Raw genomic sequence first — 15,992 nt, forward strand, 5'->3', positions numbered from 1 at the left:
TTTATTTAAAGTGATTTATCTAATTATGAGAAAGGAATGATGCTTTATTGTGAAGGTTCTAATTGACGCAGATGCTTGTCCAGTCGTGGATTTGGCGCTATCTATATCATCTGAATTTGAGATTGAAACTATCTTGTTTTGCGATACATCCCATCGGGTGGAACGTGATAATGTAATAACAATTATTGTACCCAAAGGTCCAGATTCAGTTGATTTTACGCTAGTGAACGCGCTTTCAAAACACGATATTGTTATAACACAGGATTACGGATTAGCTGCAATGGTTTTAGCAAGAGGAGGCTATCCAATTGATCAAAATGGACGAGAAATGTCTGATGAAAATATCGAACGTTTGCTCGATATGCGTCATGTTGGTCAAAAAATTAGACGGGCAGGAGGAAGAACAAAGGGACCTAAAAAAAGGACACAAGAAAACAATAATTCGTTTGAAATGAAATTTCGACAAATTTGTGAACGAGCAATTTTAGCTCATAAAATGGAGGAATCTACAGGTGAAAAATGAACGTAAACGCGAACTATTTCAGCAATATCCACAGCTAAAGGAAATAGCAAATAAGGGCACTGTATTGTGGGAAAATACAAATTGGATGGAAAAACCAGAAACAAGACTCTTTACTATGGCCGAAGTCGAGGATGCGGAAAACACACTACAACGATTTTCTTCTTATTTAAAAGTGGCATTTCCTGAGCTCGTAGAAAGTGATGGCCTAATTGAATCCACGATTCAGGAGATTCCAGCGATGAAAAAGGCACTTGAACAAAAATACGGTGTGTCTATACCAGGTCACCTGCTATTAAAATGCGATCATGCGCTACCCATCTCAGGCTCAATCAAAGCACGAGGTGGGATTTATGAAGTATTAAAACATGCAGAAAGGCTAGCGGTGGCAAGTGGAAGGCTCAAAGTAGAGGATGATTATGCACTTTTAGCAACAGAGGCATTCCAGTCGTTTTTCCAGCAATACACGATTGCAGTAGGCTCCACAGGAAATTTAGGTTTAAGTATCGGCATTATGGGCAAGAAGCTCGGCTTTAATGTCGTTGTACATATGTCGAGTGATGCCAAGGAATGGAAAAAAGCCTTGCTCCGAGAGAAGGGAGCTACTGTAATTGAATATGAGGCTGATTACAGTGTAGCCGTAGAACAGGGTCGACAAGAAGCTGAGCAAGATCCGATGTGTCATTTTATTGATGATGAAAATTCAAAGGATTTATTTGCAGGCTATGCAGTAGCCGCAAAACGATTAAAAGACCAGTTAGAAAAGACGAATATTACAGTCCATGAAGAGCAGCCATTGTTCGTCTATTTACCATGTGGTGTCGGTGGAGGACCAGGGGGGGTGGCCTATGGATTACGGGAAATATTCGGCGAGCATGTGCATATTTTCTTTGCTGAGCCAGTCGCCTCTCCTTGTATGACGATTGGTCTAATGACTGGTTTACATGATGCCATTAGTGTGGAGGATATTGGCCTTGACAATAAAACAGAAGCAGACGGTCTAGCTGTTGGTCGTGCATCCAAGTTTGTTGGCAAAGTGATGGAAACCTATATAAGTGGCTGCTATACAGTGTCAGATCAAGAATTATTTACATCATTAGGGTTAGCTATGGACAGCGAAGCATTGTTTTTAGAACCATCGGCAAATGCCGGAATGTTTGGCGCTATCCGCTTACTCCAAAAAGGTTCGTCCTATTTCGAAAAGCACAACCTCGTCAGCCACCTATCGCAAGCCACACATCTTGTGTGGGCAACAGGTGGCAGTATGGTCCCTGCCACAATGCGTGCCGCTTATTTGGCGAAGAGCAGGGAGTTGGATTAAAGGCAGTGCTTTGTTTTTATTGGGGGGATGATGGTAGTAGATTCGCTCCATTTTGATGGAGGAAGTGGGAATGCCTGTAAAATGTACTGGACCCGCTCAAGAGGAGAGTCAAGTGCTCAAGAAGTATACTGAACCGCTCAAAAAGAAGGTCACAATGCTCGCCAAGATGTTACCTCACTCAAAAAAGGAAAAGCCCTCACCAAGTATAACTAGAACACCGCTCACTGCAATTTCAAAATAATTTTGAACCTAACCAAAAAACAGGTGGAGAAATTTTTCTCCACCTGTTGGTTGTTTTAACGTTGCAGTGCTTTGCGTTGTGCTGCTAGAAATACTTCGTGTGCAGCAAGGACGCCTGCCCCTGGCTCAAAATCGTAGGAGAAGTCTTGGAGGGCAGCTTCCATTAGGGAAACGGCTTGTAAAATGTCACTTGGGAAGCAGTAGCCCATATGACCGAATCTGAAAATTTTCCCTTGTAGATGACCAAGCCCGCCAGCAAAATCTAGATGATAGTGCTGTTTCAGATGGGCTAAAAATTCGCCAAGATCGATTCCTTGAGGGGCCTTGATTGCTGTAATGGTTGGTGACGCGTATTGGTCCTCTGTTAATAGCTCAATGTGTAAGGCTTTCATAGCGCTACGTACCATATTTTTCATAAGTTCATGACGATCTACAGTTTGCGCAAAGCCGCCTTCCTGCTCAATCAGTTGACATACTTCGTGCAATCCATAGATCAGTGTGATGGCTGGGGTATTTGGCGTCATGCCCTTTTCGGCCCAGCTTCGATAGCTTAATAAGTTTAAATAGTAAGCGGGTGTTTGATTGTCCTCGATGACTTTCCAAGCTCTTTCGCTGACGCTGATAAGGGAAAGTCCTGGAGGTAGCATCATAGCCTTTTGAGAGCCTGTCACCAAAATGTCGATGCCCCAAGCATCCATTTCAGCAGGGGCACCACCAATACAGCTTACGCCATCTACAATAACAAGGGCATCTGTTTCGTCGCGGATTACCTGCGCTAAGTCAGCAACGGGGTTTATAATGCCTGTAGATGTTTCATTGTACGTAACAAAAACGGCTTTAACGTTGTGCAATGGCTGTAAAAATGCTCGTAGTTCCTCGGCTGTGCAAGCTTGTCCCCATTCTTTTTCAAGCTTATGTACATGGAAGCCATATTGCTCACAAATGGACACGAAATAGTCACCAAATGCTCCAACGGTAATGACCACAACTTCATCACCCGCAGTGACGGTATTGACTGCCGCAGCCTCCAAGGCAGCTGTTCCACCTGATGGCAAAAGTAAGATGTCTTGTGTCGTACCAAAAACAGGTTTTACTAATTCGATTGTTTCTCGGTATAACGTTACAAATTCTTGACTCCGATGACTAAAAATATCCCGATTCATCGCCAACTGAACCCTTTTTGGTATCGGCGTTGGCCCTGGGTGTCTTAAAATATTTTCATACACATTCATCAATCCCTTTCGTTGTGAATTCGAAATTTTCTAACTATAATAATACCATATTTATGATGATAGCTAGCTGCTATTTTAAAAAATGTTGGAAGAGATTAACATTAAGATGCAATAAAAAAGGGGACTGAACAGATGGAAACAATCATGCATTATCCATATATTTATTTTTTGTACAAACCAAATCAGGTATTGGTATATAAAATTCAAACATTTGAATATATCAAGCTAGCGGATGTGATGGAAAAGGGTGAATGGACGAGCTATGCACTGCAGCCATCTGAATCATTTACAGCTTTTCACCATGAACAACGTCAGCTGCAGGAGGGTTGGACCTTTTGGATGGAGCAGGAACAGCTTTATTTTTTGGTAGAAATGATTAATGACTATATTCAGCAGGTCATGATCACAACTACTGCACAAGCGGTACATATTGTTTGCTCTGAAGCTGTAGCTGGCTCTTTACGAGGGGCCCTTGCTCCACCGAAATATGTTATCGGGTTTCCAGAGGATTTGTCGATCGGCCCTCTCTGGAAACTCGATGAAGAAAGAGGACAGGCATTTCGTCATGAATGGTTAAGGGAAAATATAAATGATGGGTTGGACGATTTTGTCAATGACAATCATTTTAAGAATACGATAAGAGAAATACAGGATATTCCAAGTCATCTACCCATCTATATTTGGTATGGACATAATGCAGAAGAACAATGTGGCCTTCGTTTTTTCCTTTGTTTATTGCGCGATAAAAGCAATGACATCATGCTCATTAACACGGGTGAACAGAATGTGATTAATCGTCAATGGGACATAGCGCTATATGACAACAAGCCATTGACTACTAAAGAACACCTGATGTTTCAACAGCAATGGCAAGATTTGGCCCAAACAAAGGATGTATGCCGTTTATGGCGGCATCAGCGAATACAAGGAGTGTCAGAGAATCACTATGATTCCGTCATTATTTCGATGCTAGGACAACTTCATCATGAACAAGGAAGTATCGATTTTATACAAACAGGCGTATTCCTTTCAGAGCTACTTGTAAGAATGGAAGAACCACCAAATATCTTCTTTTTAGAGTATAGAATTCGAACTTTAGTCTATAGTGGGGAGTTTGAATTAAAGGGGATTCCTAAATCCATGCGACATTATCAGGTGAGATTACGTCAAAAAACCTCTTTAGCCTGAAGGCATAAAGAGGTTTAACAAGTTGTATTAAGCGGCAACGAATGGTTTGTTCATACGCATTAAACCGTAAATGGCAAAGAATAATCCGCCCGTAATAACCGTTAAAATTGTGTATAGTACAGCCTTACCTGTTTCGCCACACCAGCGATAGAATAGACGATACATGAAATAAATTGAAAAGCCTACCATACCTAGAGAAGCGAGTATGCCGAGAAATGGAATAAACGAAACGATGAACATGCCCGCATAAATAAGCGTATTTTTTAACGCTGTGGCACGTACCGTTTCCCGATTATCCCCACCAGCAGTCAGTAGGAAAAGACTGTATACATTAATAATAGGAATCCAAGCGATATAGGCTACATCTCCAAAACCATTTGTTTTAGACGTCATAAAATAAATGAGTGCACTAATAATGTAGGCGATTAAACCAAGAACAAGAGCTGCTAAAATAAGTATTATAAACAGACCACCCATAGCTGCATCCCAATCATTAGAGTAATAAGAACTATCGTAATTATACATCAGTGAAACCTCCCTTCATTTGAAAATACCAACTAATCATAACAAGCCTAGCCTGTTTAAGCTACAACGAATTTAATGTAATATTTAGTAGAAATCGCACGAATGTACTAGAATATAATTTATTTTTAAGTCTTTGATGATGATTTTTTGAGTAATAAATACAAAAAAAGCAAAAAATATCCTTGTGAAAATTATTGTGCTAGTTTTGGAGAACCATTTTTAGTGTTTTTCATTTGCTTTATACAAAACATTACTATCCTATGATGATAGAAGGTCAGAACATGCCATTGAATTCTAAAAAAAGCCATCCTACTAAAATATAGGGTGGCATTTTTACTTGGATTAAATGAATTTAGCGATATGCTCTAGCTCAATACGAGAAGAATTATATGCAGGAGCTGCTGCTTTACCAATCGCAATTAAAATGACGGGTACGATATGGTCTTCTAATGCAAAGTGTTGAGCGAAGGCTTCTTTATTAAATCCGCCCATTGGGACTGTATCATAGCCCATGTCTTTTGCTAAAAGCATAATTTGCATAGAAATTAGACCAGCATCAAATGTAACGATATTCTTTAACACTTCTTGTGGAAGCTGAGAATATAAGTTTATCGAGTTATTGATCATTAAATCTTTGGTTGCTTCATCAATATAACCAAGATCAAAGTTTTTCGTATAAACAGCCTCGGCATTTTCGTACATTTTTGTATCGCCTAAAACGGCAATAATCGCTGAGGATGTTTCGATTTGTTCTTGATTGTTTGCGATGGCACGTAATTCTTTTTTGATTGCCTCGTCTTGAATTACTAAAAAGCGCCAAGGTTGTAGGTTGCTAGATGATGGAGCAGAAGTCGCTTCTACAAGTAATTGTTCTAATTGCTCTTGTGGAATTTTATAGTTTTCGTCGTATTTACGAACAGATTTACGTTCATGCATAATTTTATTTAAAGAACTTTTTGTCACTGTCATAATTTTTTGTCTCCTTCATTATATGATGCGTTTTTTACTATACGATAAACGCATTCATTTTCCAAGTAAATTGCTCGAATTAAAGAGTCTTGAAAACAGGATTTATTATCTGCCTATCATTTAAAAAGTTACAAAAAAATATATTTTTATAGAGGTAATCCATTTATACTAGAAGGTAAATAGAGCAAAAATAACAGGTATGGAGTGACAGACAGATGAAAAAACTATTGGGAAATTTAAAGATTATGGCAAAAATAGGGATACTTATTCCTATTATTATTGTTTTTCTAGGTGGTATGTCCTTCCTTAATTATTTGAGTGTATCACATGAACTTGAAAGCTCTATTGAAAATGAAATGTCTTTACTGGCAGATGATGTAACGGGCTCTGTTGAGAGCAAATTACATGCGCATATTCAGTTGATTTATAGTGCAAAGACAACGATAGAATCAGCTGACAGTATGATGACGAGAGAGCAATTTATTCGCTATGTACAGCAGCTATTGCCATACAATAAGGAAACTTATGGTATGGGGTTATGGCTAGAGGAGGATGTGGCAAAGGGGGAAATTTTTGGCCCGTATGCCTATAAAGAAGGAGAAAAAATTGTCTCTACGGATACGTATGAAGATCCAGCCTATCATTTTCATGAGCAGGAATGGTACCGCAACAGCATCCACTCGAATAGCATTGTCCATACAACACCTTATTTTGATGAGGCTTTAGGAGAAATGTTTATTTCATTTGGCACACAAATTGTGAAAGATTCTAAGCCAGTGGGGGTTATTACAGGGGATTATGTGTTAGATTCTATCCAATCCATTGTCTCTGATGTGCAAATTCGACAGAGTGGCTATGCCTTTTTAATAGATGATAGTGGGAATTTTTTAACGCATCCTGATGTAGATAAAGTAAATAAAGAGACGATTCAGCAATTTTTAAATATTCCTGTTGAGCAGCTAGCTGAGCAGAAAAAGCTAATACAGACAACGATTGATGGGAATGACTTTACGCTACAATATCAGCAAATTCAGAACATGCCGTGGAAATTGGTTTTACTTGTTCCTACAGATGAGCTTTACAGTGAGGTACAGGCGATGCTTCAGCAGCAAATCGTGATTAGTGTGGTGCTTATTGCCCTGATCACCATCATTATTTATTTCCTTGCTCGCTATATACGTACGGAAGTGAAAACGATGAATACATATTTAGGCTACCTTGCTACGGGTGATTTAACGAAACAAATGGCCATTCATACAAAGGATGAATTTGGTGAAATGGCACAGTACTATAATGAGTCTGTGGAAGGGTTAGGGTCTATGATACAGCGCATTGTTGCTGAAACGGAGACAGTTGCCTCCACTGCCGAAGAATTAACAGCCAGTGTACAAGAGGTCAATAAAACCGTGACGGAAGTAGCTGTTTCTATGCAAAATGTGGCTGAAAATACGAGTTCACAGCAGCAGGTGAGTGGTCAATTAACAGGTGTCACAACACAATTAGGTGATGACATGAAGACTGCCATGGACGATTTACAAGAGGCAGTGCAACAGTCGGTAACAACCTCTCATCTAGCTACAGGGGGCTCGCAAAAAATACGGGCTTTTGTGGATGACATTGTCCAGCTTCATGCACAGGTAGACAGCAGTGCTAATCTGGTGAGTAGCCTGAAGGTGCAATCCGCTCAAATTGAGCAAATGAGTCAGCTTATTTCTGCTATTACTGACCAAACCAATTTATTATCTCTCAATGCGGCTATAGAGGCGGCACGAGCAGGCGAGGCAGGAAAAGGTTTTGCCGTTGTAGCTGGTGAGGTTAAAGCACTTGCTGAACAGACAAGTAGAGCCTCTTTAGACATTGCGAAGGTCGTGCTGACGATTCAGGACCAAATGAATGAGGCGGTGGACATGATGGAGCAAAGTCGAAAAATTGCTCACCAAGGTATTGGTTCTGTCCAGCAAGCAGGTACTACCTTTGATACGATTGCTAGTGCCATTGAAGGGCTCCAGATGACGATACGAGAAACGAGTAATACAACAGCAGATGCTTTTAAAAACTTGCAGGAAGTGACAGCACAAGTGCAGATGATTAACCAACAGGCGATGGCAACAAATGATCATACATTAAATGTTTCGGCCATCACTGAGGAACAAGCCTCCACCATGAATGAAATGGCTGTAGCCTCTGAGCAGTTAGCACAGCTTGCTCAAAATTTGCAGGAAGAAACAGCTGAATTTACTGTCTAATAGTAGGGCGTACATCGATAGGAAGATGTACGCCTTTTTAGGATCTAAATGAAAAAGCTTCCCACTCCACGCTTTTTGTAGGCAGAGCCGATTTGAATTGTTTAATCATTTTTGGGGGTCCACAAATATAAACACTTGTTTCAGCAGATAGTGACAGCTGATGGAAGGATAGCTTTTCTTCATGAGCTGTATTAATAAAGGTGACAGTGAAATGATCGTTCATTCGAGCATAGCTCTGTAGAAAATCTTTGTAGATGGCATTGTCTTGACCATGGAAGGAATAATACAAGTCAATTTTCTTATCAGGCTTTGTTTGTAAATAGGCAAGAAAAGGTGTAATGCCCATGCCACCAGCAATCCAAATTTGCTGATTGGCCACTCGATCAAAGTCAAAATGACCATATGGCCCAGCTATGGCAACTGGTGTATTGAATTGAAGATCGTTGTAGAGCTGTTTCGTATAATCTCCAATGGCTTTGATTGTTACCGTGATTTGTTCGCCATTACCACCAGTAATAGAGAAGGGGTGTGGCGCTTTTTCGATACCCTCTTGAAAAATTTTTAAAAAGAGAAATTGTCCTGGTCGATAGTCGAGTTTTTTTGTGAGTGTCAGTTCAACTTCAATCACATGGGCGTTCAGCTTTTGAATGGCTGAAACATGACCTGTATATGGAAAGAACATATCTTGATACATTGTCAACATATACAGAGCAGACATAAAACCAATCGTTGTTGTCAGTGCTGTGAAAATGCCTAAAGGAGAAGGCTGTAATAAATCATATTGGCTAGAAAAATAAGCATGATAAATACCGAAAGTATAAGGTACAAGTAGTAAACGATGTAGCCAGCGCCAATGCTCATACTTTAAAAACTTTGCAATGAACGCTAGGACAATCAGGGCAATAAAGCCATATTGGGCAAGCTCACCAAGGTCATTAGCGAAGTCTTTTAGTGAGGTTTCTTGTATGACTGCCTCATTAGGAATCATTTTTTGCAACTGACCATGCAAGAGGATGAATCCAAGTGAAAGGATTGCGAGTAATTTATGATAAAAATAAACATGCTCAAGACTAGAAAACCAACGCTCTAACAGTTTCATTCTGGTAGCTAATAAGAACACAAGAAATAAACTAGTCATGGCTAAGCCTCCAATGAGATGGCTTAGTATGTTCAATGGGTGGATGGGCTCCATAGGTGTAGCGGCATACCAAAGGAAAGCACTAGTGCCCATTATGCAAAAGATAAGAAGTAGTCCTTTATAAGCTCTCATATATAACCTCCATCCCTATTTTTATCCATATTCTATATCGCTATACAAATAATGAGTTGAAAAATATTTTCGAGCGTATGTTCGGAATGTACGTTCCCTTTCGGGCGGAATTATGGTACAGTAAGAAGGAAAAAATAGAGAGAGAAGGAGTGGAAGTAATTTATGCAAGGGAACACCCATATTGTTGGGGGCATCACAGCAAGTCTCGCCTTTGCACAGTTTTCAAATGATAACCCACTTGTCTTAGTAGGGGCAGGTGTTATCGGTGCATTACTTCCAGATATATGTCATAGAGGTAGTAAAATCGGTCGAACATTTCCCATCCTAGCGAAGCTGGTTAATACAGTGTTTGGACATCGTTCCTTTACACATAGTTTGCTTTTCCTATTGTTCGTTATGGTGGCGTTACATACTTTAGTTCCTTACAAAGCAATTTCCATTGGGATTATTATAGGGATGGCTAGTCATATCCTGCTTGATATGTGTACAAAAAAGGGCGTTAAACTATTTTTCCCAGCGACTGTATCCATTCGTTTTCCACTTACAACGAAAACGGGTAGCAAGGTGGAAGGGATCGTACTTATGTTGCTTTCGATGCTGTCCATCTATTTGAGCTATGAATTGATTGTCAAATTTATAGATTCGATATAAATTAAGAAGAGCCCCAGTATTGGTTTACTGGGGCTTTTGATGTTAGTCAGCTTGTACCTCTTCCACAGTCTGCTCTACTTCGGCGCGCGTCATTTTTTCTCGACCTTCTTGCATCGCCTTCAACGTTTTGTGGGCTAAGGCAAGTGGTAGGCGGCAAAACAGCAGAATGGTACGTTTATTAATATCTTTCATATAGAGGTCTGCTTTGGCTAAATTTTCTTCAGCATAGACAAACAAATCTTCGCGTGTCCAGCCATCAGGCACGAAGTTGACACCACGTTCATCTAAATCCTCATGCTGATTACGTAAGATGTTGACAGCCTGGAGTCCACGACCATAGCCTATTGCTAGCTCACGATCAGTTTGAACGTTGGCACCCCACGCCCAAAGCTCAGACAGCATCGTCCCTACAAGCCCTGCCACGTAGTATGTATAATCATCCAAATCCTCGCGTGTATGCACCTGCCAATTGGCCTTTGCCCATTTGGCCATACCAAAAGCCATTTCGCTTGTGGAAGCCTGAACAATTTTTCGCGATTCCTCAGGACAAAATGTTAGCCAATCTGCTAATCGAAGGGATACTTCTGGCAGTTGATCGGCATAAGGTGCTAATAATGCTTGATAAGCTTCTTTATTAAATGTGTCCTTTAATAATTCACTTGTTGCGGACAATAAATTAAATTTCACATCATTCGAAAGCTGTTCATGATCTTCAATTTCATCAATGGCACGCATGGCTAAATAGGCAGCAGCCACCGATATCTTTAAATCATTTTTTAAAAAAGTAATAGGTATATAAAACGTGCGGCTTGTATCTTTTAAAACCTGCATCGCTTCTTTGTAAAGTCTTTTTTGTTCGTTCACTTGTATTCCTCCGTTCAAATGGTTCCATATCTATAGTATATCGTATCGTAAAAAAAGGGAAAGATAAAACAGATTGTTCATATTTAGAGAGATATTCTTTGAAAACGATTACTACAAATGATATAGTTTAATAATAAACTATTTAAATCTATACTTTTATGGTGGTCAATAAGAGTGGATTTATACTAGTATAGCTACATCAATTTCAAATGAGAGGAAGTTTAATGAAATGGGACGTTTAAATAATAAAATTGCTATGATTACAGGCGGCGCTTCTGGTATGGGTGCAGCGATGGCTAAACTGTTTGCACAAGAAGGTGCTACAGTAATTGCAGCTGATATTAATGAAGAAAACTTAGCAAAAATTTCTGAGCTAGAAAATGTAGAGGGAATGAAATTAGATGTTTCCTCTGACGAAAACTGGGCAGATGTAACAAAAGCAATTGTTGAAAAATATGGTCGCATTGATATTTTAATTAACAATGCGGGTATTTCATCAGAAAAAGGACCCGATCAAATTACACAGGCAGACTGGTCAATTATGCATAATATCAATGCATTTGGACCATTTCTTGGCATTAAACATGCTGCGCACTATATGAAAGAAGCAGGCAAAGGCTCCATTGTTAATACATCGTCTTACACAGCGATTATTGGGGCAGGCTTTAATGCCTATACAGCCTCTAAAGGTTCTTTACGTGCGATTGCTCGTGCAGCAGCTTCAGAGCTTGGTGCTTTCAATGTCCGTGTGAACACGGTATTCCCTGGTGTCATCGAAACACCAATGACAGCCAAATTATCAGAAGCAAAAGAGGCAATGGATATGTTAGTAAGAGCTACACCAATGGGGCGTCTTGGTCAACCAGAGGAAGTAGCAAATGCTATTTTATTTTTAGCATCAGACGAGGCTTCTTACATTACGGGTGCCGAGCTTGTCATTGATGGTGGCTATTCAGCACGCTAGTTAAATATAGTAATTGAAAAGTGGAAATGCCTGTTCAAGCAGTGCATTTTCACTTTTTTTGTTTTTTTAGTAGAATGATGATAAAGCTTTAGAAATTCGTCAAAAAACAGCTATTGATTAGATAAATTTTGATATTTTTCGTGATTTTTTCAAGAAAGTGTACGAAGTTATTGCACAATCATTTCAACAGCGTTAAAGTTTAGAAAGGGCAAAATGTCATTACACGATTTGGGGGACTGTACTGAGCGTTTAGCTTTTGTACGAACAAAATCAGGAGTCAGGATTTTGGCATACATAACTCCTTGCAAAATCCTGGATACCAAAGAGGGCATGAATTTGATGAATTGCCTGAATCATAGCGTAAACCGTCATCATAGTATGAGAAAATTACGTAATAAAAACAAAGGAGAATTGTATGCCAAAGGCTATAGGTATTGATGCAGGCGGCACATTGACAAAGGTTGCTTATTTAGATCAAGACAATGAACTTGTGTTAACAACCTTTCCGTCGAATGATTTGCAATCTGTCACAAAATGGATTATTGATCATCCAGATATTGAGGATATTGGTGTTACGGGGGGACGTACAGAGCAATTACTTGATGTCATTAAAACAATGAAATCGATTCATTATATAGTGGAATTTGAAGCTACATTAAAGGGTGTCCGATTTTTGCTTAATAAAGAAGGCTACTTTTTTGAGCGCAGTATGATTACCAATATTGGGACAGGTACGTCCATTCATTATATGGAAGGTAATACACATATTCGCGTTGGTGGGACAGGCGTTGGTGGTGGGACACTAATTGGTTTGTCAGCGCTTACAACGGGCATTACAGATTACAATGAAATCCGTGAAATGGCTGCCAATGGCAATCGTGAAGGAATCGATTTATTGGTCAAGGATATTTATCAAGGCATGGATACACCGATTGACGGTCATTTAACGGCTAGTAATTTTGGGAAAGTAGGCATTACAAAGTCGATAAAGCATCCTGCTGAGGATATTATTGCGACCGTTCAAGGACTAGTAGGCGAAGTCATTACAACACTCAGCATTCAATATGCGGAGGAAAAAAATGCACAGCATATCGTTTATATTGGCTCCACATTAAGCAATAATGATCATCTTACCCGAGTGATTGCAAATTATACACGCACGAAAAAGCATACACCTGTCTTTATTAATGACCATGGCTTTTCTGGTGCTGTCGGAGCATTACTTAATATTACAGAATATACAATTGTCTAACGATTTAAGGACATAACATATTGTATGACAACTAGTTATGTCCTTTGTTATTCAACTACAATAAGAAGTTATTTAAACACTTTATTTTGTCTTTATCATAATCTAATATCCAGTCATTGTATGTATAATAAATGTCTCGTATAGATTCAGGTGAGGTAGCAAGTAAATCACAGCCTCTATCATCGTAAACGTGAAAAATGGTTTTCTTTTTGATATTTAAAAAATATATCCTATGAAAAATACTTGGTTGGATTCCTAAATCTTGATTACATACTGCTTTTAACAATGGAATGTACTTCAAATCAGATGTTTTACATGCAAGTGTAAACCTATGTGTTTTATATTTTCCGTCCTCATCATCTTCGGGGAAAATAGAAGACATTTCTGTATGCTTCAATTTATATAAGACTGATTTATCATAGATATATGGAGAAAAAATTCTCGCTTTGTGCTGATAGGTTTTTCTACCTCCAAGATCATTGATATCTACTACCATAAAAATTTCCTCGTCTTGTAAATGTAGTGCTTCAAACAGCGTGACAGCCCTTTTATAAACCTCCTGTATATAAAGACGATCTTCATAATCGTATTCTCTAGCTCGCTCTACCCCTAGTTCGAACCGTATGCCAATTTCCCAGTTATAAAACAAAGGTGGTCTAAGAAGTAAGGAAGGAAAATTTTCATTCATATAGTCATTTAAAAGCATATTTGCACCTCAACTTTATTTTTAAAATTTTACCTTTAACAAACCGCCAGAATAATAGTCAAAGAAGAAAATGACTCTACCCATTAATTTAGAAATTATATTTCGCTTTCGTTACTGCATTGGGGTAGATGATCAATTTGCCAGTTAGCATCTACAAATTCAATATTACTAATATATATAAGCATTTATCAATTTTGTTTTACCTGAACCTATTCCACCATTTAAAAATTGAACTAAGAAAGTATTGATAACGCCTCCGTAAGCTACTATTAACAGCTTCCATGCTACTAACGATTTTTACATAATCCATTCATAACACCATCATTTAATCCAAACGCTTGTAAATACATAACCATGAGAAATCTCACCATTGGGATTTTTAAGATAATCAATTGGTGTCGAAGAATTAATTGGTATTATATACCATTCGTCATAACTCATTCCTGTTGTAGTTTTAAACCTTACTTCTCCTTTTGTTCTCCTGTATTATACATAATATTCCGATTATTCTATATATATTTAACATCAAATTGATCATGTTCATTTTTTTTACAAATAGCGAAGAAACTTACCTACATGAAAACATCTCGAACTGAACAAATTAGGTAGTAGGAGGTGAAGCTACGTGGGAAAGCGTAATAATCGAAACAACAGTAAAACCATGAATATGAGAACACATAATCCTTTTGGCACTTACAAAAGCAAAGACCTCGATCGAAGTAATAGCAATAATAACAACCCAAATGATAACTTGAATGAAGAGTTCGCGGCAGAATTTGATGCAAAGGCTAAAAATAAAAACAATAAAACGAATCATGATAAAAACCAACAGTCGAATAAAACAAAATAGTGGAGGTACAAATCATGGCAAAAAAGAATAAGACAAGCTTTAAAAAGAAAAAGAAGGAAGATACACACAAAAAGAATGATCGTGAGGAATATTCAGCAGAATTTAATCAGGTCATTCATAATAATCCCCAACAGCCAAAGCAATAAACACAAGCTGCTCCAAAGTCTTTTGGAGCTCTTATTTTTTACTGTTTGTGCTGCTTTATACAGTCAAAAAGGGAGTGATTCAAGTGAGAAAATTTTATTTACTTGGGCTTCTTTTTGTTTCTCTAGCTATGTTTATACAAATACCAGTGGTTGCCAATGCACAACAAGAAACACCAGCTTATGCAAAATGGGGACAGCTGGCTATCAAAGAGGTAAAGGCGAAATATCCTACGGCTAAAATTGTGGATTATTTGCATGAGGGCAAGGAAGTACAGGGGGCATCAACCATTGAGAAATTTAAGCTTTGGCTCAAGCAGCCTGACAAGGAATTTGGTGTTCATGTCAGAATCAGCTACCAAACGACAACGCAGGAAGTAGAAAAAATTGAATTTCAAGAAAGTACTTCATAAAATAAGGATGCCCTATTTTAGGCATCCTTGTTCTTTAACCCTCTAGCTTTTGAATAAATGCACGCATTAAGCCTGGTAAATCAGGCCATGCATGCCCACTTATTAAATTACCATCTGTGTGAAGGTTGGCATCAATGTAAGTTGCTCCTGCCACCTGCACCTCAGGCTTGCAGGCAATATAGGCTGTTAGCTCACGCCCTTTTAGCACTTCAGGAATGGTCGCGAAAATTTGCGCTGCATGACAAACGGCTGCAATTGGTTTATTCGTTTCAAAGAAGTGGCTTACTAGTGCTGGGACATGCTCATTCAAACGAATGTATTCAGGTGCACGTCCACCAGGAATAATGAGCCCATCGAATTGTGTTGGATCAATAGCAGCAAAAGCAGCGTGGGCCTCTAATCCATAAGCAGGACGCTCGATATATGTATCGACACCCTCTACAAAGTCGTGTAATACGGTTTGTAATTTCTTAGCGGATGGTGCTGCAATTGTGACATCATACCCTGCTTCAAGACAACGATAATAAGGATAAAAAATCTCTAAAGCCTCTACTGCATCTCCTGCGAGTATTAAAACCTTTTTCCCCATGCTTCCATCTCCTTTACATTGTAAATCTACTAAGTTTTATTCGACACTT

17 protein-coding genes are annotated in these 15,992 nt (G+C 38.8%); 10 read left to right on the top strand and 7 right to left on the bottom strand.

Annotated features, from left to right (window positions below):
- The first annotated feature begins 49 nt into the window (after window positions 1–49).
- Both NST76_RS08080 and NST76_RS08085 read left to right on the top strand, forming a co-directional pair.
- A complete protein-coding gene (locus NST76_RS08080) occupies window positions 50–523 on the top strand; it encodes a YaiI/YqxD family protein (RefSeq protein WP_036118254.1) in 474 nt (157 codons plus the stop codon).
- Window positions 513–1,841, top strand: coding sequence for a D-serine ammonia-lyase (locus NST76_RS08085; RefSeq protein WP_342544942.1), 1,329 nt, complete (start codon window positions 513–515; stop codon window positions 1,839–1,841). The genes NST76_RS08080 and NST76_RS08085 overlap by 11 nt, the downstream gene beginning before the upstream one ends.
- Before the next feature lie 296 nt (window positions 1,842–2,137).
- On the opposite strand, the gene NST76_RS08090 is transcribed toward NST76_RS08085, so the two are convergent.
- The gene (locus tag NST76_RS08090; protein WP_342503971.1) at window positions 2,138–3,307 is read right to left on the bottom strand and encodes an alanine--glyoxylate aminotransferase family protein; all 1,170 of its coding nucleotides are present in this window, start codon (window positions 3,305–3,307) and stop codon (window positions 2,138–2,140) included.
- A 138-nt stretch (window positions 3,308–3,445) separates the two neighbouring features.
- Here NST76_RS08090 and NST76_RS08095 point away from each other — a divergent pair, with 138 nt between their 5' ends.
- Window positions 3,446–4,501, top strand: a complete 1,056-nt coding sequence (locus NST76_RS08095; RefSeq protein WP_340810832.1) for a DUF1835 domain-containing protein — start codon at window positions 3,446–3,448, stop codon at window positions 4,499–4,501.
- Window positions 4,502–4,528: 27 nt separating this feature from the next.
- Here NST76_RS08095 and NST76_RS08100 read toward each other — a convergent pair whose 3' ends face one another.
- Both NST76_RS08100 and NST76_RS08105 read right to left on the bottom strand, forming a co-directional pair.
- The gene (locus NST76_RS08100) at window positions 4,529–5,026 is read right to left on the bottom strand and encodes a hypothetical protein (protein ID WP_230593752.1); all 498 of its coding nucleotides are present in this window, start codon (window positions 5,024–5,026) and stop codon (window positions 4,529–4,531) included.
- 342 nt (window positions 5,027–5,368) lie between these two features.
- On the bottom strand, window positions 5,369–5,995 hold the full coding sequence (locus tag NST76_RS08105) for a nitroreductase family protein (protein WP_036118238.1): 627 nt from the start codon (window positions 5,993–5,995) through the stop codon (window positions 5,369–5,371).
- Window positions 5,996–6,210: 215 nt separating this feature from the next.
- On the opposite strand from NST76_RS08105, the gene NST76_RS08110 reads away from it, so the two are divergent.
- Window positions 6,211–8,241: a methyl-accepting chemotaxis protein gene (locus tag NST76_RS08110; RefSeq protein ID WP_342544944.1), complete on the top strand. Its 2,031-nt coding sequence runs from the start codon at window positions 6,211–6,213 to the stop codon at window positions 8,239–8,241.
- A gap of 37 nt (window positions 8,242–8,278) precedes the next feature.
- Here the strand turns inward: NST76_RS08110 and NST76_RS08115 are convergent, their stop codons facing one another.
- On the bottom strand, window positions 8,279–9,379 hold the full coding sequence (locus NST76_RS08115) for a ferric reductase-like transmembrane domain-containing protein (RefSeq protein ID WP_271912891.1): 1,101 nt from the start codon (window positions 9,377–9,379) through the stop codon (window positions 8,279–8,281).
- 294 nt (window positions 9,380–9,673) lie between these two features.
- On the opposite strand from NST76_RS08115, the gene NST76_RS08120 reads away from it, so the two are divergent.
- Complete coding sequence (locus NST76_RS08120; protein ID WP_101966840.1) at window positions 9,674–10,162, top strand: metal-dependent hydrolase; 489 nt, start codon at window positions 9,674–9,676, stop codon at window positions 10,160–10,162.
- A 42-nt stretch (window positions 10,163–10,204) separates the two neighbouring features.
- On the opposite strand, the gene NST76_RS08125 is transcribed toward NST76_RS08120, so the two are convergent.
- A complete protein-coding gene (locus tag NST76_RS08125) occupies window positions 10,205–11,026 on the bottom strand; it encodes a squalene/phytoene synthase family protein (RefSeq protein ID WP_089932545.1) in 822 nt (273 codons plus the stop codon).
- Window positions 11,027–11,255: 229 nt separating this feature from the next.
- Between NST76_RS08125 and NST76_RS08130 the strand changes: the two genes are divergently transcribed.
- Window positions 11,256–11,990 (top strand): SDR family oxidoreductase, encoded by a 735-nt coding sequence (locus NST76_RS08130; RefSeq protein WP_036118224.1) that lies wholly within the window; start codon window positions 11,256–11,258, stop codon window positions 11,988–11,990.
- Window positions 11,991–12,405: 415 nt separating this feature from the next.
- Window positions 12,406–13,242 carry a type II pantothenate kinase gene (gene coaW / locus NST76_RS08135; RefSeq protein ID WP_036118221.1) on the top strand — a complete coding sequence of 279 codons (837 nt, stop codon included), beginning with the start codon at window positions 12,406–12,408 and terminating at the stop codon, window positions 13,240–13,242.
- 55 nt (window positions 13,243–13,297) lie between these two features.
- Here the strand turns inward: coaW and NST76_RS08140 are convergent, their stop codons facing one another.
- Window positions 13,298–13,948: a DUF3885 domain-containing protein gene (locus NST76_RS08140; RefSeq protein WP_342544946.1), complete on the bottom strand. Its 651-nt coding sequence runs from the start codon at window positions 13,946–13,948 to the stop codon at window positions 13,298–13,300.
- A 625-nt stretch (window positions 13,949–14,573) separates the two neighbouring features.
- On the opposite strand from NST76_RS08140, the gene NST76_RS08145 reads away from it, so the two are divergent.
- From NST76_RS08145 to NST76_RS08155, 3 genes are all read left to right on the top strand, one after another.
- The gene (locus tag NST76_RS08145) at window positions 14,574–14,798 is read left to right on the top strand and encodes a hypothetical protein (protein WP_004269369.1); all 225 of its coding nucleotides are present in this window, start codon (window positions 14,574–14,576) and stop codon (window positions 14,796–14,798) included.
- 14 nt (window positions 14,799–14,812) lie between these two features.
- Window positions 14,813–14,944 (top strand): hypothetical protein, encoded by a 132-nt coding sequence (locus NST76_RS08150; protein ID WP_255358822.1) that lies wholly within the window; start codon window positions 14,813–14,815, stop codon window positions 14,942–14,944.
- 83 nt (window positions 14,945–15,027) lie between these two features.
- A complete protein-coding gene (locus NST76_RS08155; RefSeq protein ID WP_036118210.1) occupies window positions 15,028–15,354 on the top strand; it encodes a DUF3889 domain-containing protein in 327 nt (108 codons plus the stop codon).
- A gap of 34 nt (window positions 15,355–15,388) precedes the next feature.
- On the opposite strand, the gene NST76_RS08160 is transcribed toward NST76_RS08155, so the two are convergent.
- Complete coding sequence (locus NST76_RS08160; protein ID WP_036118205.1) at window positions 15,389–15,943, bottom strand: DJ-1/PfpI family protein; 555 nt, start codon at window positions 15,941–15,943, stop codon at window positions 15,389–15,391.
- Between the last annotated feature and the right edge of the window lie 49 nt (window positions 15,944–15,992).

The organism is Lysinibacillus sp. FSL W7-1291 (genome assembly GCF_038593415.1).
In the GTDB taxonomy this organism is placed as follows: domain Bacteria; phylum Bacillota; class Bacilli; order Bacillales_A; family Planococcaceae; genus Lysinibacillus; species Lysinibacillus fusiformis_D.

Bases quoted from the DNA above. Each gene is read 5' to 3' on its own strand.
- NST76_RS08160 (WP_036118205.1), bottom strand. From the start codon at position 15,943: ATGGGGAAAAAGGTTTTAATACTCGCAGGAGATGCAGTAGAGGCTTTA.
- NST76_RS08100 (WP_230593752.1), bottom strand. From the start codon at position 5,026: ATGTATAATTACGATAGTTCTTATTACTCTAATGATTGGGATGCAGCT.
- coaW (WP_036118221.1), top strand. From the start codon at position 12,406: ATGCCAAAGGCTATAGGTATTGATGCAGGCGGCACATTGACAAAGGTT.
- NST76_RS08110 (WP_342544944.1), top strand. From the start codon at position 6,211: ATGAAAAAACTATTGGGAAATTTAAAGATTATGGCAAAAATAGGGATA.
- NST76_RS08150 (WP_255358822.1), top strand. From the start codon at position 14,813: ATGGCAAAAAAGAATAAGACAAGCTTTAAAAAGAAAAAGAAGGAAGAT.
- NST76_RS08120 (WP_101966840.1), top strand. From the start codon at position 9,674: ATGCAAGGGAACACCCATATTGTTGGGGGCATCACAGCAAGTCTCGCC.
- NST76_RS08095 (WP_340810832.1), top strand. From the start codon at position 3,446: ATGGAAACAATCATGCATTATCCATATATTTATTTTTTGTACAAACCA.
- NST76_RS08130 (WP_036118224.1), top strand. From the start codon at position 11,256: ATGGGACGTTTAAATAATAAAATTGCTATGATTACAGGCGGCGCTTCT.
- NST76_RS08105 (WP_036118238.1), bottom strand. From the start codon at position 5,995: ATGACAGTGACAAAAAGTTCTTTAAATAAAATTATGCATGAACGTAAA.
- NST76_RS08115 (WP_271912891.1), bottom strand. From the start codon at position 9,379: ATGACTAGTTTATTTCTTGTGTTCTTATTAGCTACCAGAATGAAACTG.
- NST76_RS08140 (WP_342544946.1), bottom strand. From the start codon at position 13,948: ATGCTTTTAAATGACTATATGAATGAAAATTTTCCTTCCTTACTTCTT.